Annotated in this window: 19 protein-coding genes and 1 tRNA gene; 13 read left to right on the plus strand and 7 right to left on the minus strand. The window is 42.7% G+C overall.

Annotated features, from left to right (window positions below):
- Positions 1–469 precede the first annotated feature (469 nt).
- The 11 genes from ACTXGL_RS07515 to ACTXGL_RS07565 all read left to right on the plus strand — a co-directional run bounded on the left by ACTXGL_RS07515 (position 470) and on the right by ACTXGL_RS07565 (position 13,455).
- Complete coding sequence (locus ACTXGL_RS07515; RefSeq protein ID WP_443525972.1) at positions 470–1,579, plus strand: porin; 1,110 nt, start codon at positions 470–472, stop codon at positions 1,577–1,579.
- Positions 1,580–1,882: 303 nt separating this feature from the next.
- On the plus strand, positions 1,883–3,007 hold the full coding sequence (locus tag ACTXGL_RS07520; protein ID WP_443525973.1) for a porin: 1,125 nt from the start codon (positions 1,883–1,885) through the stop codon (positions 3,005–3,007).
- A 207-nt stretch (positions 3,008–3,214) separates the two neighbouring features.
- On the plus strand, positions 3,215–4,849 hold the full coding sequence (locus ACTXGL_RS07525) for a CTP synthase (RefSeq protein WP_443525975.1): 1,635 nt from the start codon (positions 3,215–3,217) through the stop codon (positions 4,847–4,849).
- Positions 4,850–5,111: 262 nt separating this feature from the next.
- A complete protein-coding gene (kdsA, locus tag ACTXGL_RS07530; protein ID WP_443525977.1) occupies positions 5,112–5,987 on the plus strand; it encodes a 3-deoxy-8-phosphooctulonate synthase in 876 nt (291 codons plus the stop codon).
- A 26-nt stretch (positions 5,988–6,013) separates the two neighbouring features.
- Positions 6,014–6,268 carry a hypothetical protein gene (locus tag ACTXGL_RS07535; RefSeq protein ID WP_443525978.1) on the plus strand — a complete coding sequence of 85 codons (255 nt, stop codon included), beginning with the start codon at positions 6,014–6,016 and terminating at the stop codon, positions 6,266–6,268.
- Between the two features lie 263 nt (positions 6,269–6,531).
- Positions 6,532–6,756: a heavy-metal-associated domain-containing protein gene (locus ACTXGL_RS07540; RefSeq protein ID WP_443525980.1), complete on the plus strand. Its 225-nt coding sequence runs from the start codon at positions 6,532–6,534 to the stop codon at positions 6,754–6,756.
- Positions 6,757–7,097: 341 nt separating this feature from the next.
- Positions 7,098–9,458 carry a heavy metal translocating P-type ATPase gene (locus tag ACTXGL_RS07545; RefSeq protein WP_443525981.1) on the plus strand — a complete coding sequence of 787 codons (2,361 nt, stop codon included), beginning with the start codon at positions 7,098–7,100 and terminating at the stop codon, positions 9,456–9,458.
- Between the two features lie 334 nt (positions 9,459–9,792).
- Positions 9,793–11,109: a phosphopyruvate hydratase gene (gene eno / locus ACTXGL_RS07550; protein WP_443525983.1), complete on the plus strand. Its 1,317-nt coding sequence runs from the start codon at positions 9,793–9,795 to the stop codon at positions 11,107–11,109.
- A 161-nt stretch (positions 11,110–11,270) separates the two neighbouring features.
- Entirely contained in the window at positions 11,271–11,579 is a 309-nt protein-coding gene (locus ACTXGL_RS07555; protein WP_319051264.1) for a septum formation initiator family protein, read from the plus strand.
- 116 nt (positions 11,580–11,695) lie between these two features.
- Positions 11,696–12,427 carry a 2-C-methyl-D-erythritol 4-phosphate cytidylyltransferase gene (gene ispD, locus ACTXGL_RS07560; protein WP_443525985.1) on the plus strand — a complete coding sequence of 244 codons (732 nt, stop codon included), beginning with the start codon at positions 11,696–11,698 and terminating at the stop codon, positions 12,425–12,427.
- Between the two features lie 419 nt (positions 12,428–12,846).
- A complete protein-coding gene (locus ACTXGL_RS07565) occupies positions 12,847–13,455 on the plus strand; it encodes a BLUF domain-containing protein (RefSeq protein WP_443525987.1) in 609 nt (202 codons plus the stop codon).
- Between the two features lie 220 nt (positions 13,456–13,675).
- Here the strand turns inward: ACTXGL_RS07565 and ACTXGL_RS07570 are convergent.
- The 4 genes from ACTXGL_RS07570 to pyrC all read right to left on the minus strand — a co-directional run bounded on the left by ACTXGL_RS07570 (position 13,676) and on the right by pyrC (position 16,295).
- A tRNA-Glu gene (locus ACTXGL_RS07570) sits at positions 13,676–13,751 on the minus strand.
- A gap of 52 nt (positions 13,752–13,803) precedes the next feature.
- Entirely contained in the window at positions 13,804–14,001 is a 198-nt protein-coding gene (locus ACTXGL_RS07575) for a hypothetical protein (protein WP_319051261.1), read from the minus strand.
- 282 nt (positions 14,002–14,283) lie between these two features.
- On the minus strand, positions 14,284–14,943 hold the full coding sequence (rnt, locus tag ACTXGL_RS07580; protein ID WP_443526060.1) for a ribonuclease T: 660 nt from the start codon (positions 14,941–14,943) through the stop codon (positions 14,284–14,286).
- A gap of 281 nt (positions 14,944–15,224) precedes the next feature.
- Positions 15,225–16,295: a dihydroorotase gene (gene pyrC / locus ACTXGL_RS07585; protein WP_443525989.1), complete on the minus strand. Its 1,071-nt coding sequence runs from the start codon at positions 16,293–16,295 to the stop codon at positions 15,225–15,227.
- Positions 16,296–16,633: 338 nt separating this feature from the next.
- Between pyrC and ACTXGL_RS07590 the strand changes: the two genes are divergently transcribed.
- Entirely contained in the window at positions 16,634–17,872 is a 1,239-nt protein-coding gene (locus ACTXGL_RS07590) for an argininosuccinate synthase (RefSeq protein WP_443525990.1), read from the plus strand.
- 155 nt (positions 17,873–18,027) lie between these two features.
- Here ACTXGL_RS07590 and ACTXGL_RS07595 read toward each other — a convergent pair whose 3' ends face one another.
- On the minus strand, positions 18,028–19,281 hold the full coding sequence (locus tag ACTXGL_RS07595) for a hypothetical protein (protein WP_443525992.1): 1,254 nt from the start codon (positions 19,279–19,281) through the stop codon (positions 18,028–18,030).
- Between the two features lie 140 nt (positions 19,282–19,421).
- Between ACTXGL_RS07595 and ACTXGL_RS07600 the strand changes: the two genes are divergently transcribed.
- Entirely contained in the window at positions 19,422–19,937 is a 516-nt protein-coding gene (locus tag ACTXGL_RS07600; protein WP_443525994.1) for a L,D-transpeptidase family protein, read from the plus strand.
- A 201-nt stretch (positions 19,938–20,138) separates the two neighbouring features.
- On the opposite strand, the gene ACTXGL_RS07605 is transcribed toward ACTXGL_RS07600, so the two are convergent.
- Positions 20,139–21,716: a CYTH and CHAD domain-containing protein gene (locus ACTXGL_RS07605; RefSeq protein WP_443525995.1), complete on the minus strand. Its 1,578-nt coding sequence runs from the start codon at positions 21,714–21,716 to the stop codon at positions 20,139–20,141.
- A gap of 148 nt (positions 21,717–21,864) precedes the next feature.
- Positions 21,865–23,451, minus strand: coding sequence for an isocitrate lyase (locus tag ACTXGL_RS07610; protein WP_319051255.1), 1,587 nt, complete (start codon positions 23,449–23,451; stop codon positions 21,865–21,867).
- Positions 23,452–23,662 lie beyond the last annotated feature (211 nt).

The following is a 23,662-nucleotide window of genomic DNA, read 5'->3' on the forward strand; positions in this document are numbered from 1 at the left end:
ATCGATAATTAGCATGTATTACGGTTGATTTAGCCGTATTTATTAACATTGTTAGTAATGATATTAACCAATAAAAGCCCTATCTAATTGAGTAGATAGGGCTTTTTTTTGTGAGTGGCCAAAGTTTGATAGTGGTTATGTATTCGATACTGGATGTATCGAAAAAGCAAAAAAACATGTTGCAAATTATGTCAAAGTTGTTATGCTTGTATTCGAAGTATGAGTTTGGTAACGGATGTTACGCACGGAGCAATAAAAAATTAAGTTTACATGGCAGTTACGTTGTTTAATCCCAGTCATGTGAGTCATGGTTTTTTATCTTACTGTAATAGAAATTCGCCACACTTGTTTCTGACTAATCTCGGTAGCCAGTTACACATTATATCTTTGAGGATTTGTGACGATACCATTATGGGCGCCAGCTACTTATAGCTTGCTCATTACTACAATTGTAAAGTGGAGATACCCCATGAAAAAACTACTTTTAGCTACAGCAATCGCAGCCCTATCTGTATCTGCCGCACAAGCAGCACCTACCTTATATGGTAAAGCATTCGTTACTACTGACTACGTAAATGCTGAACTTGATCGTGAATCTATGGACGGCGATACTAGCATCAGTACAGATAGCGATTCAGTACAAATCAACTCAAACATCTCACGCCTTGGTTTTAAAGGTTCTGAAGCAATGACTGCTAACACTGATGTTATCTATCAGTTAGAGTATGGCATCAAGATTGATGATACTGGCGAAGACAACATCGCTTTCAAAAGCCGTGACACTTATCTTGGTCTAGTAAACAAAGACTTTGGTCAGTTCCGTTTTGGTCGTAACTACTCAGTATCTGATTACATCAACAACGTAACTGTTACTGAAGGTTACTGGGATAATATCGGTGTAAGTTCACTAAGTAGTGGTGATGTGGCTGAAGCTTTGACACTAACTGATGGCGGCCGTGTAAACAACTCTATCGTATGGATGGCTCCTAAATACAATAACCTACCATTAGAGCTAGCACTACAGTATGGCGCTGATGAGAGTTTTGTTGATGATAGCGATGATCGCAACAATGGCTATGGTGCATCATTGATGTACAACCCAGGTAACGGCTTCACTGCTGGTATCGCACTAGATGACGATATGAGTATCGATGGTGAGATCTTACGTGGTAGTGCGACTCTTGATTTGAGCAAGTATGTTGCTTATCCAGTAAAATTGGGTGCTTTATATCAGCAAGCTGATTATGATGGTTTAGACGAAGAAGACGGTTTAATCTTAAGTGCTGAAATGGGTCTTGCTAACTTTGCTCGTCCAGCAACTGTATACCTTCAGTACAACAAAACTGAAAACTTGAGTGGCCTTAACGGCAATGACTCAGACCAAGTTGTATTGGGTGGCACGTACTCTTTCAAAGACAACATGATTGCTCATGCTTATATCGGTCAAAACTCAGCTGACCTAGACAATGGTCTATTCATTGTAAGAGATGCTGAGACTGATCAAGTTGGTGACACGATTGCTGCACGTGGCGATGCTGATGTATTCGCTATCGGTGCTGGTCTAGAGTACTTATTCTAGTATCACACGTAAATAGATAGCATATAAAAACTCATCCTTCGGGGTGAGTTTTTTTTGTTCCATAATCAGTAGTGTGTTTTAAACAACAGCGTGTCTTAAATAACAGAATCCGTAAAATTAATAATAACATTTGTGTAAATTTTGGTTTTTTCACCTTACTGTAATATTTGGTTGGTAAAGTTGTGTCTAAGTAATGCTTCTAGCTCATATATATAAATGTTCTATAGGGTAGTCACCCAACCATTATATGTATCAGCCAATCTTAGCCAATTTATCACTCAAATCGTAAAGTGGAGATACCCTTTGAAAAAATTACTTTTAGCCTCGGCAATTGCAACGCTATCAGTTTCTGCCGCTCAGGCAGCGCCAACTGTCTATGGTAAAGCATTCGTGACTGCTAATTATGTCAATGCTGAACTTGACCGTCAGTCTATGGATCTACCTGGTGATACTATCAACGTCAACGAAGATAATAGTTCGGTGCAGGTCAATTCACATTCTTCACGTATAGGGTTCAAAGGGTCTGAAGCCATCACCGCCAATACTGATGTGATTTACCAACTAGAGTATGGCATTAGCATTGATGACAGCGGTAGTAGTAATATTGGCTTCAAAAGCCGTGATACTTATCTCGGTCTAAAAAACAAAAACTATGGTCAGTTCCGCTTTGGTCGTAACTACTCAGTCTCTGACTACATCAACAACGTCACCGTGAACCAAGGCTATTGGGACAACATCGGCTCAAGCTCTCTTGATGAAGGGACATTGAGCGAAGCATTGACCCTTACTGATGGTGGCCGTATCAACAATTCTATCGTATGGATTGCACCGAAATACAATGGTTTACCGCTAGAGCTATCTTTACAGTATGGTGCTGACGAATCATTTGTCTCTGACAACGATGACCGTGACAGCGGTTTTGGTGCGTCTTTGATGTTTGACCCAGGTGCTGGTTTTACAGCTGGTGTGGCTTATGACAAAGACATGTCTGTCTCAGATGGTGGCGAAATTCTTCGCGGTACTACTAGTATCGATTTGAGCAAATATATGGCTTATCCAGTGACACTAGGCGCGCTATATCAGCAAGTAGATTTTGATCAGCAAGACGAAGAAGAGAAAGGATTGGTTGTCAGTGCTGAGATGGGCCTGACCAATTTTGCACGTCCTGCCTCTATTTATCTACAGTATGACAAGACCGAAAACTTAGCGGGTCTCGATGGTAATGATTCAGACCAGATTGTACTGGGTGGCAAATATATGTTTAAAGACAACATTATTGCTCATGCCTATATCGGGCAAAACTCTGCAGATCTAGACAATGGTCTCCTAGTAGTCAGAAATTATGATGACGATACGGTTGCTGAAGTTGCTGCGCGCGGTGATGCAGATGTATTCGCTATCGGTGGCGGCTTAGAATACAAATTCTAGTATAGCTACTCTAGTATAGCTACTACGGTAAATATCGAAAAACTCATCCTTCGGGGTGGGTTTTTTTGTTGTATGGCGTTTTAATAATAGAAAAATGTTTGTTACCTATACAAAAAAATAAGAGTTTCAGACAGTTTGCATTTTTGCCCTATATTTTATGGTGTATTTTTAGTAAAATCCTTCTTTACCAATTACCGACAGAGTACTATGACCAAGTTTATATTCGTGACCGGTGGGGTAGTGTCCTCACTAGGAAAAGGTATCACCGCAGCCTCTCTTGCAGCGGTATTAGAAGCACGTGGCGTGACCGTCACGATGACCAAAATGGATCCGTATATCAACGTCGATCCAGGTACGATGAGTCCGTTCCAGCATGGTGAAGTCTTCGTTACCGAAGATGGGGCAGAGACGGATTTGGATTTGGGTTATTACGAGCGCTTTTTACGTCATTCAAAAATGAGTAAGAGTAATAACTTCACCAGTGGTCGTATTTATCAAAACGTTCTAAATAAAGAGCGCCGCGGTGAGTACTTAGGCGGTACTGTACAGGTTATCCCGCATATCACTGACGAGATTAAGAGCAAAATTCTGGCTAGTGGCGAAGGGTATGATATCGCTATCATCGAGATTGGCGGTACGGTTGGTGATATCGAATCACTTCCCTTTATGGAAGCCGTACGTCAGATGCAAGTAGAGCTGGGGCGCAATCGCGCCATGCTAATGCATCTTACTCTAGTGCCGTATATTGCTAGCGCAGGTGAAACAAAAACCAAGCCAACACAGCATTCAGTAAAAGAGCTACGCTCTATTGGTCTACAGCCTGATATCCTAATCTGTCGCTCTGATCATCATATCTCTCAAGATAACCGCCGCAAGATTGCGCTATTTACTAACGTTGAAGAGCGCGCGGTTATTATGTGTGAAGATGCACAAAGTATCTATCAAATACCGCGTACGCTACACGAGCAAGACCTAGATGATCTTATCTGTGAGCGTTTTGGTTTGGATGTGCCTGAAGCTGATTTGAGCGATTGGGACAAGGTTGTCGAAGCACAGCTAAATCCTGAAGGTACATTGACGGTAGCTATGGTTGGTAAGTATGTTGAGCTTCCGGATGCCTATAAGTCTATCAATGAAGCCTTATTGCATGCAGGTATCACTCACAAAGTAGATGTCAAGATCGACTATATCGATGCTGAGCTCTTAGAAAGTGATGAGCAGTTATTTGCCCGTCTTAATGATGCCAATGCCATCTTGGTACCAGGCGGCTTTGGCGAGCGCGGTACGATGGGTAAAATAAAAGCCATCACTTATGCTCGCGAAAACAATGTACCGTATTTAGGTATTTGTCTTGGTATGCAACTGGCTGTCATTGAATACGCCCGCAACGTACTGAGTATCGACGCTAACTCTTCTGAGTTTGATCGTAAGACAGCTGAGCCAATCATTGGGCTTATCACCGAATGGTTAGATGAGCGCGGCGAGCTACAGATTCGTAGTGATGACTCAGACCTTGGCGGTACCATGCGTCTAGGCGCACAGCAAGCAGAGCTTGTGCCTGGTAGTAAGCTTGCCCAGATATATGGCGCTAATAACATCACTGAGCGTCATCGCCATCGCTATGAGATGAATAATCGCTATATCGAGCCATTAGAGCAATCAGGAATGACGATCTCTGGTTACTCTGCAAAGCAGCATCTAGTAGAGTCTGTTGAGATTAGTGAGCATCCATGGTTTGTCGCTGTGCAGTTCCATCCTGAGTTCACCAGCTCACCACGCGGTGGTCATCCATTGTTCAATAGTTTTGTAAAAGCGGCAAAAAACCATAGCGAAGCTAAATAGTGCTTGGCACGTAGTGTAAAGCAAAATCGTTATTCTTAAAAAGACTGATCTTCGGATCGGTCTTTTTTTTGCTCAGTGTTTTTGTTAAGTTTTCTTTGCTTAATGACACGCAATGACAGTTCATAAATTTGATTGTCTAATAGCGGTCTTAAAATACTCTCTATCGATAATGGCTAATTACGCTTACATACTTTTTTTAATTGGGCTATCGGTTACAATATGGGATAAGTATATTAATAACAATATAAGAGGTAATGACTTTATGGAAAATTTATTGACAGCACAATCACACATCGCACTGAGCACGCCTACTGGCAGTACGATTAACATTGGTAACGACCAGCCTTTTGTATTGTTTGGTGGTATGAACGTCTTAGAGTCTAAAGAGCTTGCGTTCGAGATTGCAGAGCAGTATGTAGATATCTGCAAGCGTCTAGGTATCGGCTATGTGTTCAAAGCGAGCTTTGACAAAGCCAACCGCTCAAGCCTGCACTCGTACCGAGGCCCTGGACTTGAGCAAGGAATTGATTGGTTAGGTCAAATAAAAGAAAAGTTCCAAGTACCCATCATTACCGATGTGCATGAACCGCATCAGGCCGCACCAGTCTCTGAGGTCGCTGATATCATTCAGCTGCCAGCTTTTTTATCACGTCAGACGGACTTAGTCCATGCGATGGCAAAGACAGATGCGATTATCAATATCAAAAAGGCACAATTCTTGGCGCCGCATGAGATGCGCCATATCGTCAATAAGTGCTTAGAGGGTGGTAATGATAAGCTCATACTATGTGAGCGTGGTAGTGCCTTTGGTTATAATAACCTAGTCGTTGACATGCTTGGTTTTGATACCATGAAGCAGATGGATATCCCCGTATTCTTTGATGTGACGCACAGTTTGCAGCAGCCAGGTGCGCGTAGTGATAGCGCAGGTGGTCGCCGTGAGCAGATTACAACGCTTGCCCGTGCGGGTATGGCGACAGGATTGGCAGGGCTGTTTTTGGAGGCGCATCCAAATCCAGAAACTGCAAAGTGTGATGGACCCTGTGCGCTGCGTATGAGCCAACTAGAGCCGTTCTTACGCCAGCTCAAGCAAATTGATGACTTGGTAAAAGGTTTTGATGTCTTGGATACTCATTGATATCGAAATAATAGGAGGGTTGTACCATGGCAATTCAAATGGCGAAAGTCAGTATCGAAAATATAAATGATGAGCAAGGTCTAGATAGCGTAATGACAGCGCTCAAAAATATCTCAGGCGTGATCAAGATAGATCTTGATCCTGCTCATGACGTCGGCATAGTGAGCTATGATGATACGGATACCAGTATCCATGCTCTAACAGCGGCAATCAGCATGGTGGACTATGTGACGCAGCCATTCCCTATTGAGGCACCGCAGAACCCACACCATCACGACTAGTTTGTGTGCATCATTTTGCTTAAATGCACGGTTAGTCCTTGCCTGTTTAGTAATGAAATATCGTGTCAGTAATAAAGTAACAACCAAACAGTCTTGTTAGTGAAAATGATAAAGTTTATGCTTATTCAACACCACTCTGATAGTGTGTCTAAAGACCTGATAGTGTCTCTAAAGATAGGTATCGAGAATAAATAGTCGAGAGACAACGATTAGAGTCATTTTCACTATTAGCCATTTTTATTTATAAAAATAAGGAGCCTAATATGGCAGACCAAACACGTATTATTCAAATTGATGGTATGACTTGTGGCGGCTGTGTGGCAAGTGTACATGCGGCTACCGCTGACATTGACGGTTTAGATATCATCACAGTTGATTTGGCTGACAGCTTAGCCACGGTCACCTTTGATGATAGCAAAACCAGCGCAGAGACTATTGCCTCAGCTATCAGTGATGCTGGATTTGAAGCAGCAGTTGCCAACTCGTAGATCATGTTATTTCCCAAACAACCAGCTAACCTGTTATTACTAGCATGTTAGCTGGTTTTTTAATGGTGAGCATCTCTGAACTTAAAGCTGTGTTTCAGATTTCTTTAGCTTAATGCCGTTGATTGAATAACAGTGCTTTGTTTGAGTAGCTGGGTAGTAATGACTGTCTACAACGTACTGTTTGAGACTATTGTTGTATGTCTTTGCGTTATAGAAATAGACCCTAAACAGCACGTTTATAATTATTATTGCTGTGCTTGTTTTATTTGAATATTTTATTAATCCACTGATATTGTATGATGGCGCTTATGTAGTTATAGGTGCTATGACGAGTTATTTCTATGAATAAGAACGCCCATACCGCCACTAAAAAGCCTTACGATGTCGATACTGATGTGGAGTCAAACACACCGATCACGCCGCAACGTGCCCATCTACAATTAGCCATTGATGGTATGACGTGTCAGGCCTGCGCGTCACGAATTGAAAAGGTGCTTAACAAGAAACCGTCGGTCTACGAGGCGAGCGTGAGTTTTGCTGGTGAGACTGCCAATGTAGACTACGATCCGGCTGAGACGACACCTGAACAAGTGATAGAATGGGTGAACAAAACGGGATTTGTCGCCAACCTACAAGCCAGCGATAGCTTATTTGCACAGACAGATGAGGATACGGCAACTAAGTATCCATGGCGTTTAATTGGATTGTGGATTTGTCTGATACCATTTTTGGTTGGTATGGTAGGCATGCTGACAGGTATTGGCATGGCGTGGATGCCACCTATCTGGGTTCAGTTTCTCTTAGCAACGATTGTGCAGTTTGGCTTTGCGCTACCGTTCTACAAAAGTGCTTGGGCATCGATCAAAGGTGGTCTTGCCAATATGGATGTACTGGTAGTTATTGGTACTGTCACCATATGGGCGTATTCGACTTACCTTTGGCTCACGCATGGCGATGGTACTTTAAACAGTCTTTTGCAAAGTGGGCATCTGGGCGGACACGGTGCGAGTAATAGCCCAGCCGTATATTTTGAAGCAGGCGTTATGGTCATCGCTTTTGTCCGTACAGGTAAATATCTTGAGGAACGTACCAAGAAGCACAGTTTGAACAGTATTGATTTATTATTGTCATTGACACCTGATGAAGTAGAGCAGCAGCAGCCAAATGGTGAATTTCATAATATTGGGTTATCTGATGTGCAAGTAGATGACGTCCTACGTGCTAAGCAAGGCAGCCGTGTCGCTACTGACGGCACCGTGATATCCGGTAGTGGCTGGTGTGTGGAGAGTCATCTAACGGGTGAATCAGTAGCGCTCAAAAAAGAGCAGGGTGATGAGTTGCTAGCAGGTGCATTGGTAGAGAATGGCAGTTTGCTCTATCGCGTTAGTGCCAAGGGCAGTGACACAAAACTTGGTGATATGGTAAGAGCATTAAGTGATGCCCAAGGTTCAAAAGCCAACTTAGCTCGTCTTGCTGATCGAGTGACTGCAGTATTTGTTCCAATCGTGGTTGCTATTGCGTTGATTACTTTTGGAGTCACGTGGTGGCTAACAGGCATGATTGACACTGCATTGATGCATGCAGTATCGGTATTGGTCATTGCGTGCCCTTGTGCCCTGGGTCTAGCCACACCAGCGGCTATCATGGCTGGTATGGGTGTGGCTGCGCGTCATGGCGTATGGTTTAAAGATGCGCAAAGTTTAGAGGCTGCAGGCGATATTGACACAGTGGTACTTGATAAAACGGGTACATTGACCATCGGTAGACCGACTATCGTCGATCATGTCATGGTAGATCGATCGCTTGCTGTTGATGATGTGTTGCAGATCGCTGCCAGTGTCGAGGCGCATGCCAGTCATCCATTAGCGACAGCGTTAGTCAATACAGCCAAAGCCCGTCAGCTGTCACTATTCGATGTGACCGACATCAGTGTTGTAAAAGGTGCTGGCATACAGGCAAATATCGAAGGGCTTGGGCTGATAAAAATTGGTACGCCAGAGTTTGCTAACTTAACGTTACCTAAACTGATGCCAAAGGTCTGGCAAATTGCCAGTACGGTTGCAATCAGTATTAACGATAAGCCGTTAGGGGCATTCGCTCTCGCTGACGACTTAAAAGCAGATACGCCGCAGGCAATCACTGCGCTACAAGATGCGGGTATCAATGTGATTTTGATGAGTGGTGATAAGCAATCTGTCGTCGATCATGTGGCAGGACAGCTTGGCATCGACAACGCTTATGGCAAGATGAGTCCACGTGACAAGGCTAGCCAAATTGCACGGTTGCAAACTGCTGGTCATAAAGTAGCCATGGCAGGAGATGGGGTTAACGATGCGCCAGCGATGGCGACCGCTGATGCCAGCTTTGCTATGTTCGAGGGGACGGACGTGGCGCAGCACAGCGCCTCTGCACGATTGATGGGTGAGTCGCTCATGCATATCGATGCGGCGCAAAAAATCGCTCAAGCAACACTACGCAATATCAAACAGAATCTATTTTTTGCTTTTGTTTATAACTGTCTTGGTATTCCGCTTGCTGCACTTGGGTTTTTGAATCCAATGATTGCCGCCGCTGCTATGGCGATGAGCTCCATCTCTGTCTTAATGAATGCACTACGGTTGACACGTTTTCAGACAGCCGTTGAGCTTGAGCAGGTAGTACCCGTTTTCCCTACGGACAAAGACCCTTTAATAAAAACATAAGCATAAGTAAAAGTGTTGGCTTGGCTGTAGGGTTGTATGAATACAGACCGAAACATTATAGTAGATATGCTTATCTCCGATTATATTTATGACCGCAAGTCAGTGTAAGATAAGGGAAGTTTGGTAAAATATATGCTATGATGCCAAGCACTATAGCCAACCATTAACGCGCTCAAAAAACCTGTCATTACTATGTCAGTATAGTTATATGACATATAGGGTTAGGGTGTTCTTGGTGCATATGCTGTATGATATTTTGCTTTATCTTTTTTGTATTCTAGTTGCCGTTATTTATCTCACAAACTTGGCATGACCAAAGGAATTAACAGACATTATGTACGCTGAAGAAACCAACAACGTCACCGCAATTAAAGACATCCGCGCTCGTGAAATTTTAGATTCACGCGGTAACCCAACTATCGAAGCTGATGTGATCTTAGCTGATGGCACTGTCGGACGTGCTGCTGCTCCGAGTGGCGCATCAACAGGCTCACGTGAAGCGCTTGAGCTACGTGATGGCGATAATGCTCGCTATATGGGCAAAGGTGTCAAAAAAGCCGTCTCTAATGTCAATAGTCAAATTCGTAGTGCTTTGATGGACAAAAACGTGACTGAGCAGCAAGGTATCGATGATGCCATGATTGCATTAGATGGCACAGAAAACAAAGAAAGCCTAGGCGCCAATGCCATGCTAGCGGTGTCACTTGCTACTGCCAAAGCGGCAGCTAAGTCACAAAATCTACCATTACATCAGTACATTGCCAACCTGCGCAATCAGACGTCATTGACTATGCCTGTACCGATGATGAACATCTTGAACGGTGGTGAGCACGCAGACAATACGGTTGATATCCAAGAATTTATGATTGAGCCTGTAGGCTTCACTAGCTTTTCAGAAGCGCTGCGTGCTGGTACAGAGATTTTCCACAGCTTGAAATCTGTGTTGAAATCACAAGGTCTAAATACAGCAGTCGGCGATGAAGGTGGGTTTGCACCAAACTTACGTAGTAACGAAGAAGCCATTACCGTCATTATGCAGGCGATCGAGCAAGTCGGTTACAAAGCCGGTGAAGATATCCATTTGGCGCTAGATTGTGCAGCCAGTGAATTTTATAAAGATGGTCAATACGTTTTGGCAGGCGAAGGCAACAAAGCGTTTGATAGCCAAGGATTTTCAGACTACCTAGTTGGGCTGGCACGCCAGTATCCTATTATCTCTATTGAAGATGGTCTTGATGAGTCGGATTGGGATGGTTGGAAGTATTTGACTGAGCAGATCGGTGATAAAGTCCAGTTGGTTGGTGATGATTTGTTTGTGACCAATCCTGCGATCTTGCAAGAAGGTATTGATAAGCATATTGCCAATGCTATTTTGATTAAGTTTAATCAAATTGGCACCTTGTCAGAGACGCTAGATGCGATCTATATGGCGAAGAAAAATGGCTACGCTACTATTATCTCGCATCGTTCAGGTGAGACTGAAGATAGCACTATCGCAGATTTAGCAGTTGGTACGGCAGCAGGTCAGATCAAAACAGGCTCGCTATGCCGCTCAGACCGCGTTGCAAAGTACAACCAGTTGCTACGTATCGAGCAGCAAGTACGTGCAAGCTATCGTGGCCGTGAAGAGTTTATCGGTTTACGTGGTTAAGAGATTGACTGGGATTTTTGATGTGTATTGTACGTCAAAGATCCCGATATCGTAAACTGAGATGACAGTCAAAATCAGGCGGTATATAATCACTTATGTATCGCCTGATCAGCTCAAAACCCTACTATCATTCTTTCTATGTCGTTTGGCGTTATCATCTTATGAAATACTTTAGCCAATTTATACTACTTGCTTTAGCCGTTGCAGTGCTTTTGGGATTGCAATATCAGTATTGGCTGGGTGAAAATGGTCGGTTTGAACATAATAAGTTGACCACTCAAATTGAAGATCAACAGCGCATGAATGATAATCAAGTGGCAGCAAACAACCTATTACGTACCGATGTTCAAGACTTAAAAACCGGACTTGAAGCGGTAGAGGAACATGCGCGTCTAGACCTGGGACTGATTAAGCCCAATGAGACCTTCGTTCAAGTGTCTACTGCACCTACGACCCATAGCGCTTACTAGTTTGTATGAAGTACTACCGTACGTTATGACTTATCACAAAATCAGTAATTACCTTTCACCTCTTCAGCGTTCCCCTTTAAATATACTGTCATGGCCCCAACCATGAGTACACCACTATGAATAAACCCCCAAGCATTCACGCTATGATTGTCGCAGCTGGTCGCGGCAGCCGCTTTGGTGCGTCTATCGCCAAACAGTATACGACACTGCAAGATCAGACATTATTGCAGCATAGTTTGGCACGGCTCGGTCGTAGTACCTATATCGATAAGTGTCTGTTGGTTATAGCGGCAGATGATAATACAGCGCAGCAGCTAGAGTTTGCTATCCCTATATACTACGCAGTCGGCGGAGAAGAGCGCTGGCAGTCGGTAAAAGCAGGGGTTGAGTCAATCATTCAGACAGGCGCGAATGATTCAGATCTGGTACTAATTCATGACGCGGCTCGTCCTGCAGTGCCTGTTGCTGATATAGATCAAGTTATTGAAGCGGCGATGAGGGAGCCTTATGGCGCTATCTTGGCAACACCAGTAGCAGATACGTTAAAAACCTCTCATACAAAGCCGGTATCGATAGAAGAGGGCAGCAGTACAAGCCCTTATGCCAAGCGTACTATTGACCGTAGCAATATATGGCAAGCACAAACGCCGCAAGTATTTCGTTTGGGACAGCTCAGACGGGTCCTAAATTATGTATCGGAACACCAGCTCAGTATTACTGACGAAGCCAGTGCTTTTGAGCATTTAGAGTTACCGATACGTCTAGTGTCTGGTAGTCGACAAAACATAAAGCTTACGTATCCCGATGATGCGGTGTTGCTCTCAGCAATTCTGACTATTCAATCCTAACTCCATTCTCCTCAACACTATCAAGTTGCTTTTTATATAAGGCAGCTACCATTCTCGATTCACATATTCTATAAACATCAATCATTAGTTGGTGTCTTAATGCCTTCTCAAATATCAAATCATAGTAAGTAGTAAAAAGCCTATATCACGGTATATATCAGCTCGCATATATTAACTTGAAATATAATATATTGTTGTTACATGTTTTTTGTACAGAAATAAGACTATCAATCGAAAGAGGTTGCTTTGATGACTAAACTAACCTATGATGTAACTAACTTAATACAATTAATATAAAAACTTATAAAATCAATAATATATCAGACTCATTCATCACGCATAGAAGCGTTGTCTCTATATTTTTCTGAAGTTAGTATGATTGTTTTAGCGACATTTACCTAATAATAGGGAGAAGCTGATTGTCAACAATCAACGATTCGACAAATCCAGTAACGACAGATCTCTGCCGTCTTGTATATATAAGCCGGATTACCTCTACTGGTCTTTCAAGTCCTAGCACGCTTAATGACATTTCAGAGACCGCAGTTGATAGTAACCATACCAATAATATTACGGGTATCCTTTGCTACGGCAACGGTTACTTTTTCCAATGCGTAGAAGGTTCAGAACAGGCGCTAACAAACTTAAAAAATCGCTTGTTAGTAGATGATCGACACAAGGATTTAGAGATTTTAGATTTTTCGGAAATTACTGAGCGCCGATTCGGTAGCTGGTCATTACGCTCTATCACACTTGAGCGTTGGATGACCAAAGACCCTGAACTCAAAAAGCTCATGCCGTTTAAGCCCCAGACTTGGAACACTAGTGAATGGGAGAGGTTCTTAGATGTTTTGCAGTGCTATTACGAAGAACGAAGTAAAACAGGTGAAATCGATACGCCACCTGTTAAGTATAGTACTCTGGGGGTAACTTTGAGCAAAGTTGTTGGTCAGCATCAGGCGTTCTTTTTGATTCAGACGGTACTGGGTTTGATGATAGCTGCTACATTGTTGTGGCTAATGCTGTAATCGATAGACCTATATCATAGTAGGTAATATTTAGCTTAGAATATAATTGAAAAAAGCCAGCACTAGATGCTGGCTTTCTTGTTTGGATGAATCGTTTGAGCACTAAAAATCAACATAAAAAAAGCCCCCTCCATAATAGATTATGAAGGGGGCTTTTAGTGGTACGCTTATTAGTCTAATCGAATACTAAGTATTTGTGCTAATAAGTGACGCCGAATAGTGGCGTCCCCAGGGGGATTCGAACCCCCGTTACCGCCGTGAAAGGGCGGTGTCCTAGGCCTCTAGACGATGGGGACTAGTAACAACACTCCAACTGCTTTCACCGTTTATGCTGAAGTGGTGCGTATTTTAATAGCGTCGGCGCTTCCTGTCAAGCCTTTTTCTACGTCTTTTTAAAATTAAATATCTTTTTTTAATTGCACGGCGAGGGTGTAGGTCTTTACGCTTTAAATGATGTCGAATCCATAAAGAAGTACAAGCGCTGATGGTCAAAGCAAGTAGCATATAACCAATGATGGTCCCCCATAGTTTCAGTTGTGGATCCATAATGAAGTCCCTCCAATTAGGTCTTAGTAGTATTGGCTACCAAGACAGTGTGAGCAACTCAAATCATCTATAGGATATAACTGTATCGCTCAAAAGCGATATTTCACTATAAGTTAATCATATTGTTCATCCTAGAATATGATACTTACTGTCATAAAAGTAATCCCGCCTGCTTATCGTGATATCAATCATATCCCTATTGATTATCAAATCAAGATGTCAAAGTCATCAAGTATTACAAATAGCACTATTACGTGTGGTTGGCAATACATGATATGTGACTTATTCACTATTATTGTCGACTGATTCTTCTTTGGCGTCTTCATTATGCATGGCATTGGCCAACATAGGGTAATGGTTGAGTATGTGGCAGAACAGCTCAGCAGTTTTTTGAGTATCATATAGTGCTGAGTGTGCGTTTTTACCATCGAATTCAAGCCCTGCTGCTTTGCAAGCACGTGCTAGCACAGTTTGACCAAATGCCAGTGCGGATAAGGTCACGGTATCAAATACTGAAAAGTTGTGAAAAGGATTGTGGTTTTTACTATTGGTACGTAATACGGCAGCGTTCAAAAATGCCAAGTCAAAATGCGCATTGTGACCAATTAAGACACACTGACGACAGTCTTCCTCACGCCGCACATCTTTTAATCCCTTGAAAATACGGCGCAAGGCAGACTTTTCGTCTTCAGCAATGGCTTTACGCATGGGATTATTAGGATCAATACCAGTAAAGGCAAGAGCGCTTGGTTCTAAATTTGCTCCTTCAAACGGCTCAACGTGAGCATTAAATGCCTCGCCCGTATAAAATACACCTTGCTCATCAAGTAGCACAGGAATACAGGCGATTTCTAGTAGCGCATCAGTCTGGGCATTGAAACCCGCTGTTTCAACATCGACGACAACAGGTAAAAATTTGCGAAAACGATCTTTTAAACGCATAGGTGCGTGTTCGTCATCTACCTTGTCATCCGCCGCAGTATTTACAGTCACATTGAGGCTTGTGTTAGTAGGGTTTGATAACTCTTCGCTTGGCAAAGTTGCTGTATTATGGTTGGTCATATCAAGTTAAATCACTTTTATCAGTCGTACTGGTATATTGAATAAAAAATAAGCATCCTGTGATATTAATAATGCCTTTAATACTAAATAATATAGTACAAAGGCATCGTTAATATCATGATGTTAATAGATCTCTTTATAAGTGCTAAGAGCTGCGAGCACTATGCCTTTAAAGACCAAGGCAGTGTTTCACCTGCCATGAGCGGCGTCAGAGAAGCACCATCGAAATAAGGATAGTCAGTTGGCACTTGCATAGGGGTGTTGACGAGTGTAATGGTACTCTCGTTTAGAGGTAGACCATAGAATTGCGGACCAAAACGACTGGCGAACCCCTCTAGCTTGTCTATTTTTCCCACACTATCAAAAGCAGTGGCGTATAACGGTAGGGCAGTCGCTGCACTATAGCAGCCAGCACAGCCACAAGCGGCTTCTTTTTTATCCGTTGCATGTGGTGCAGAGTCGGTGCCTAGGAAGAATTTAGGATTACCACTGGTTGCAACATCCAGCAGCACCTTTTGATGGCTTTCACGTTTCAAAATAGGCAAGCAATAAAAGTGTGGTTTGATACCGCCAACCAACAGATGATTGCGATTGAACATCAAATGTTGCGGCGTGATAGTCGCTGCAACATGGTTGCCTTGAGACAATACAAAATCCGCAGCATCGCTGGTGGTGATATGCTCTACCACGATTTTTAGTGTGGGGAATTTGACGATGATCTGAGCCAACACTTCATCTAAGAAACGTTTTTCGCGATCAAAGATATCTACGTGGTCTTGGGTGACTTCGCCATGTATCAACAGTGGTAAGTTGTGCTTTTCTAATGCTTCAAATATATCGACACAAGCGTTAATATTAGTGACGCCATCGGCAGAGTTGGTAGTCGCCCCAGCTGGATACAGTTTGACAGCTTGTACGATGCCTGACTGTGCTGCCAACTCAATATCTTGAGCAGTGGTATTATCAGTCAAATATAAAGTCATACGTGGATCAAAAGCCGATTTTCGCTCCAGACTCAAGTCACTAGCGTCTAACTGATCCATAATACGCGCACGGTAGGCTCGCGCATCATGAGCATTTTTGACAGGTGGTACCAGATTTGGCATACAGATCACGCGGTTGAAACTACTTGCTGCATGAGGTACGGTCGTGCTCAATGCTAGATCGTCGCGCAAGTGAATATGCCAGTCATCTGGTTGAAGGATGGTCAATTCTCTAATCGAATCAGTCATAGTGTCAAAGCGCTCTATATCGTCAAATAAAGGAAACAAAAGGGAGTGATGTTGTGTGCCTATCATAACAGATTTGCTCACTTGACTAAATATAAGGCTAAATATCTGTACATAATTTAGGGAACGTTATTTGGTTTTTTTCATCACATAAAATATAAGTGCTGAGATTAGGAAATGGTATGGTTTGAAAATTGAGCTAAAACCGTACGCTGTGTGGCAGTTAGACTTTTGCCTATAGTAAATATGATGTACACTGAGCGGGTAATTGTATTTCAATTTGCTTTCGATTTGATCTTAGCGCGTTTCCCAAAACTACATTCTCATAACAGGAGTTTTTCATGGCTCAACTTGATCCAAAAAATATTAATAAAATCGTATTGGCATATTCAGGTGGTCTTGATACCTCAATCATCGCTAAATGGCTGCAAGAAACCTATGATGCGGAAGTGATCACTTTTACCGCTGATATCGGACAAGGCGAAGAAGTTGAGCCAGCACGAGCCAAAGCTCAAGCGATGGGTATCAAGCATATTCATATTGAAGACTTGCGCGAAGAGTTCGCTCGTGACTATGTATTCCCTATGTTCCGTGCCAATGCCATCTATGAAGGTGAATACTTACTCGGTACGTCTATCGCCCGTCCATTGATTGCTAAGCGTTTGGTTGAGATTGCCAAAGAACACAACGCCGACGCTATCAGCCATGGTGCAACTGGTAAAGGTAATGACCAGGTTCGTTTTGAGCTAGGGGCAGTTGCTCTGTCTCCAGACGTGGTCACCATTGCCCCTTGGCGTGAGTGGGACCTGTCAAGCCGTGAAAGCTTAATGAAATATGCTGAAGAGCATAATATTGCTATTGATTACGCTGGCAACAAGAAAAAATCGCCTTATTCAATGGATGCCAACCTACTTCACATCTCTTTTGAAGGTGGTATTTTAGAAGAGCCATATACCGAAGCAGAAGAAGACATGTGGCGCTGGTCTGTTAGCCCAGAAGCAGCACCTGATGAAGCACAATATTTAGAAATAGAATACGAAAAAGGTGATATCGTTGCTATCGATGGTGAGACGCTCAAGCCGTATGAAGTAATGATCAAGCTGAATGAACTGGGCGGAAAACATGGTATCGGTCGTTTAGATATCGTTGAAAACCGTTATGTCGGTATGAAATCACGTGGCTGTTATGAGACGCCAGCAGGTACAATTATGCTAAAAGCGCATCGCGGCATTGAGTCGTTAACGCTTGATCGTGAGGCGGCACATCTAAAAGATGAGCTCATGCCACGCTATGCAAAAATTATCTATAATGGCTACTGGTTTAGCCCTGAGCGTATGATGCTACAGGCATTGATTGACAAATCACAAGAATACGTCAACGGTACTGTACGTGTAAAACTATATAAAGGTAGCGTAAGTGTCGTTGGACGTAAGTCAAACGATTCATTATTTGACGAAAAAATCGCTACTTTCGAAGATGATGCTGGCGCTTATGATCAAAAAGATGCAGAAGGCTTTATTCGTCTAAATGGTCTACGCTTAGCTATCGAAGCCAGCCGTGGTCGCGATTTATCAAAATAGATTTGCCTGTTATATCTATTGGCTAATTCGAATGACACACAAAAAAGAGGCTATATTAATATAGAGCCTCTTTTTTTATTGCTAGTCACTTTTTATTGTATTACTCATGATTCTGCCTTGAGTTTTTCGAACACAAATTTGTCGAGAGTAAATACCTACTCAGCCACTACTGCAGTGTCAGAATCTTCATCATCTACCATGACAATAGCGACATCCTGCTGCTGACGCTCTTCAATGGCATCTTGTTCTAATACTTCTTCGGTAGCCAATATGAGTCCATCAGATTTTTGCGATTGATATTTGAGAGCAGCGAGCGCACCAAGCACACCGATGACCAGTATGATGATGAGAATGACAGGATTTTTCCAAAGCGGTGTAGATTTCTCATACTCTATGGGCTTCTCACTTGTCGTCGTCGGAGTGTTATCTTGATTACCACCGATCAAACCTAAACTTACCAAAGGCGGCTTGGGCGGGTTGGCAGGTTCAGAGTTAACACGCAGTCGATTCCGACTAAGATAGATGTCAGAGATCTTCGCCAATTGTAATAGCCAGCGTTGATGAGGTAATACAACTGCATGCATCTCTGTAAATACCAGCATGTCGTTATGGCGACCTTGCTGTAAATTATCAGGTGAGCGACCAATGGCTTTTAAGTAATTGCCAGTCGCTAACTGCATGTCCTGTACAGGCTCATAGTTTTCAGGCTTAAATCCAGTCAACTCGTACCAGTAAGTATCAAATGGCGGCGGCGTACTTGATAGCTGTTCAGTGTTTAATAGTGTGAGCTCTGCGGCGCTATCTACACTATTATCTGAGCGCTCTGTCAGCGTATCAGGCTCATTATCGATATTTTCTGTCTCAGCGGGTACTGCTTGCACCTCATCTGTACTAAATCTTGCTGCTGACAAAAACTGTGGCTGCATAGCAAACCATTTATTTCGCTCGTCATTATCAAGTTGGCTATATTCTGCCAGAATAGCCAATTCGCGCAGCACAATCACGCACAAAGAGGTAAGTAAAATCTGAACTTGTTGCGTCGTGGCACCAATTTTTTCAGCAATATGATCGCTCGCTTTTATGACACGTGCATTGTCACTAAATACAGCATCTGCAGCATCGTGACGGTGATATAGTGTTGCCTTCATGGTTGCAAAATTCATAGAGTTATACTGTCGCAATTCTTTGACAGCAGCACGTCCGAAGAGCCTTTTGCTAAGTACCTGTCCTTGATGCTGCTGCTGATAGGCAAGTAGCGCACTTAGAATTGCTTGTAGGCTGGCATCCATTGCCAAGCGCGCTTGTGGTAACGAGAGCTGTGAGGCATCAGCCAATAGCGACAGCATTGGCTTGGTATCATGATATAAAAAATCATACATCGACACACGTGTCGGTGAAATAGTCGTCATAATCTGCTAGCATCAAAAAGTGTGCCCCTATCTTACGGTGCCCAATGCCTTGATACAATCCCTTAATAATAGAAATTTTTAATCATTTTACGGATTATGCTAATGGTAATCTTATGAATGACCGATCGTTGGATACATTTATGACTCATAACAAAACACCTGATCAGCATTTGGTGATCAATATTGCTGAGCAAACGTTAACGGTTTATCAGCAGCACGCTGAGACTGCACGATACACGATATCGACTGCAAGAAACGGTATCGGAAGTCAGCAAGATAGTGGATGTACGCCACTGGGTAAGCATATTATCGAGATGAAAATAGGGGGTAGTGAGCCCATGAGTGCCGTGTTTGTAGGACGTGTACCAACTGGTGAAATATATGATGATGAGCTGGGTACGCGTCACCCCAACCGCGACTGGATACTGAGCCGTATCCTATGGTTAAGCGGATTGGAAGAAGGATCAAACAAAGGCAGCAACAGCCAAGGCGGCTGTGATACTTATGATCGGTACATCTATATTCATGGTACACCTGATACCGAGCCGATGGGCATACCGTTGTCACATGGTTGTGTGCGTATGCGCAATGAAGATATTGTTGAATTGTTTGAACAAGTCGAAGAGGGCATGCCGGTAACCATCGTGCCCAATTGACTGTCAGTGGATAACTTATCTTTAGATAAGAGAGTCTTATAGTCATATGATTCTAGTTATAACCACTAATACTGAGCATTCGACGATGAGAGAGGCTACTAAACAGGAAAAATGGACGATAAAAAAGACAGCTCGTATTGAGTAAGCTGTCTTTTTTATCGTTGTTAGTATCGTCATTAGCATCAGTGCTAGATGACAACTTTACCAAAACGTAGCGCTGTCTCTGAATTTAGCCAAACGTGCTTCAATATAAGTGGGGTCATCAGTAAGCATGGCGGCAAACCAACCTGCTCCATATAATGCGTTTGTATCTGTGGCTGATTTTAGAGCATAAAACGCATGATATTTGCTATCATCATTGCGCTGTGCTAATGCTGCTTGCGCTTTTGCCAGCCGCTTTAGCCAACGTCTGGTTTTTTTCTTAGATTTTTTCTTACTTAGCAAGGGAATAGAAAATTCACTAACGTAGCGCAGCTCTTTTAGATGATTGCACAACTTGTCTTCTGATTGACTGTCATCAATCACGTCTTCATCTATATCGTCATTGTCATCAAGCCTGCTGAATGCCTCAATTTTTTTACTGGTTTTAATGCACTTTTTATACTGTTTAGTTAGAATCTTTGCCAACTTATCGCAGGCAAGCTGATCAGTGTGAGGCTCAATGCTTGGATCACTCATAGTAAAAGCAATCAACTCTAACAAAGTGATCTGAAAATCATTGGCTTGCAGCGTATTGATAGGCGTGATTTTTATATCTTCGATATCTGTCGTCCAGTCAACAGCAGGTGCGCCGAGTGCCTGTAGCTCAGGCTCGATATGTGAACCAATATAAGTAAGTTGATAATAAGTGCCAAGCAAATTTGCCGTTTGTTCGAGTATCGACAGCCATTCAGGGTTGATCTCATCAGAGAAATCAGCAAATGCTTTTAGGGCAGCATGCAGGCGATCTATTCCAACTCTTAGCTGTAAAATATGCTCGTGATCAGTGCTTCCAGCGATAATAGCACTGCTATTGGGCAGTATCTGTAGTAGACAATTATGTACCACAGACCTTATGAAGGCGGGCGCGCTACTGTCTTTATCTACTTGCAACTGGCTAAGATCGGCATCAACGGCTGGACTATGGTCTTGTTCATTGATCAATAAGCCACCATTCTCAGCTTTGGTTACGGTAGATAGACACAGCTTGTAGCGTTTACACCATGTTTTTGCTGTCATAAACAAAAAGTCTATATCTCCTGACACCAATTCGAACTCTATTTCTTGAATGATTTTTCGCTGAGTCTTATCAGTGCCATGAATAATCTCTCCCTGATCATAGGCCACTTCGATACAGCTATTTATGTCGTCATCATTAGTTTCTGTCAGTAATCGCGTAGTGCGCTGTACATCAGTAACATACAACCGCGTCAGTGCTTTTTGTAGTTTTTTGAGCTTAAAGTCCGCCAGTGCAGGGGCGACCGAGGTGTCTTCATATATCGTTAAATCAGGCATTAATTCATTATCGTCAAGCATCGTTTGTACTTGCTCATTATCGAGTATAGCATTGTGCTCTAAGCGAGCAGCAATACCGTCACCAGCGGCTTTGATGGTTTGGACCCAAGTATCGTTTTCTTTTCGAATGCGCAAACCAATGCCTGCCTGTGCAAGCTGCTGGTCAGGCGTATCATAGTAATGTGCAGCCAGTTGCGTCACTTGGGAAGATTTAACTTTTGCTTGACGCATTAAACCTTTTAGGCGTGACTCTGGTACCAAAAACTTCAGCTCTATCTCTTGCATATTGGCTCCTAATAATTCTGACTGACGGCTCTGATTGATAGCTTTATTACTATTAGTCTACCATTCTCTGATTATTTAAACCGCAATAAAAAACCGCCCTACATGACGTAGGGCGGTTTTTTGATAAATACTGCTAATCTGTCAGTTATTAGAACTGGTTCATCGTGTTTTTGCCACCACCAGCTTTTAGTGCGTTGTCACCAGAGAAGATTTCTTTGTGATCATCGCCAAGGTCAGAACCGGCCATTGCTTGGTGCTTAACACAAGAGATGCCTTCGCGGATTTCTTTACGCTGTACGCCAGCTGCATAAGCAAGCATACCTTCTTCACCGAAGTAACCTTTAGCAAGTTCATGAACGCTAAGAGCAGTCGTGTGGTAAGTCGGTAGCGTGATTAAGTGATGGAATACACCAGCTTCACGTGATGCATCACGTTGGAAGTTCTTAGCGGCAACATCAGCTGCTGCATCAAGCTCTGTACCATCATAATCAGCACTCATCAAGTCATCTTTGTTGTAGCTAGAGATGTCTTTACCTTCTTCTTCCCACTGTGCAATAACTTGCTTACGGAAGTTAAGCGTCCAGTTGAATGATGGGCTGTTGTTGTATACAAGCTTCGCTTTAGGCTGTTGCTCTTTAATACGGTCAACCATTGATTTGATGTGTGCAACGTCTGGCGTAGGTGTTTCGATCCATAGTAGATCAGCACCGTTTTCTAGAGCAGTTACACAGTCAAGTACAACGCGGTCGATGTTAGTTTCTTCACGGAATTGATATAGACCGTTAGGCAAACGAACTGGACGTACTAGTTTACCGTTGTGCTTAAGCAAGCTGTCGTTTTCTTTTGCATCTTCAAGAGATACTTCTTCCATTTCGATGAAGTCGATATACTTAGAAGCAAGATCACCTGGCTCATTTGATACTGGGATTTTTTGCGTTAGTGATGCACCTTCAGAGTCAGTACGAGCAACGATAACACCATCTTCAACACCAAGCTCTAGGAATGCATAACGAATAGCGTTTAGCTTAGAGATGAAGTCTTCATGTGGTACGGTGACTTTACCAGCCTGGTGACCACATTGCTTAGCATCAGATACTTGGTTTTCAACCTGAATGGCACAAGCACCAGCTTCGATCATTTGCTTGGTCAATAGGTAAGTAGCTTCTTCGTTACCGAAACCTGCATCGATATCAGCAATGATTGGCACCACATGTGAATCAAAGTTTTCGATTTTTTCTAGGATGGCTGAAGTATCTTGACCCGCTTCTTCAGCAGCATTTAGCTCACGGAAGTAGTCGTTCAGTACTTTAGCATCAGCTTGACGTAAGAACGTGTAGATCTCTTCGATTAGCTTAGGTACTGACGTTTTTTCGTGCATAGATTGGTCAGGTAGAGGACCAAACTCAGAACGTAGGGCAGCTACCATCCAACCTGAAAGGTAGATGTAAGTTTTAGAAGTCGTACCGAAATATTTTTTCTTAGCATACATAGTTTGCTGTGCTACAAAACCATGCCATGCACCTAAAGACTGCGTGTACTGAGACGTATCATTGTCATAATCTTCCATGTCTTGACGCATGATTTTTGCAGTATATTTTGCGATATCCAAGCCCGTCTTAAAACGGTTTTGTGACATCATACGTGCAGCATCAACTTCGCTAATGTTCTGCCAGTTGCCGTGCTTTTGCTTCAATTCACGTACTAAGTCGATCGCTGATTTATATGCAGTTGACATCTATAGTCTCCTTGGTGGGGTGTAAAAAATAAGTTAATTATTAAAGTAATAAAAACGTGTATTACTAAGATTCTTATTAAACTAACAAAGCTATATGTAGAATTTGGGTCATTACTAATCTGTCTAAGTTCTATTTACCCTAAACAAACCGATGCACTAATACAAGGGAATTGCTAAACTCAGCAGTTGAAAATAATGACTATCTTATAGA

It is taken from the genome of Psychrobacter sp. T6-6, from assembly GCF_052258185.1.
Lineage (GTDB): Bacteria > Pseudomonadota > Gammaproteobacteria > Pseudomonadales > Moraxellaceae > Psychrobacter.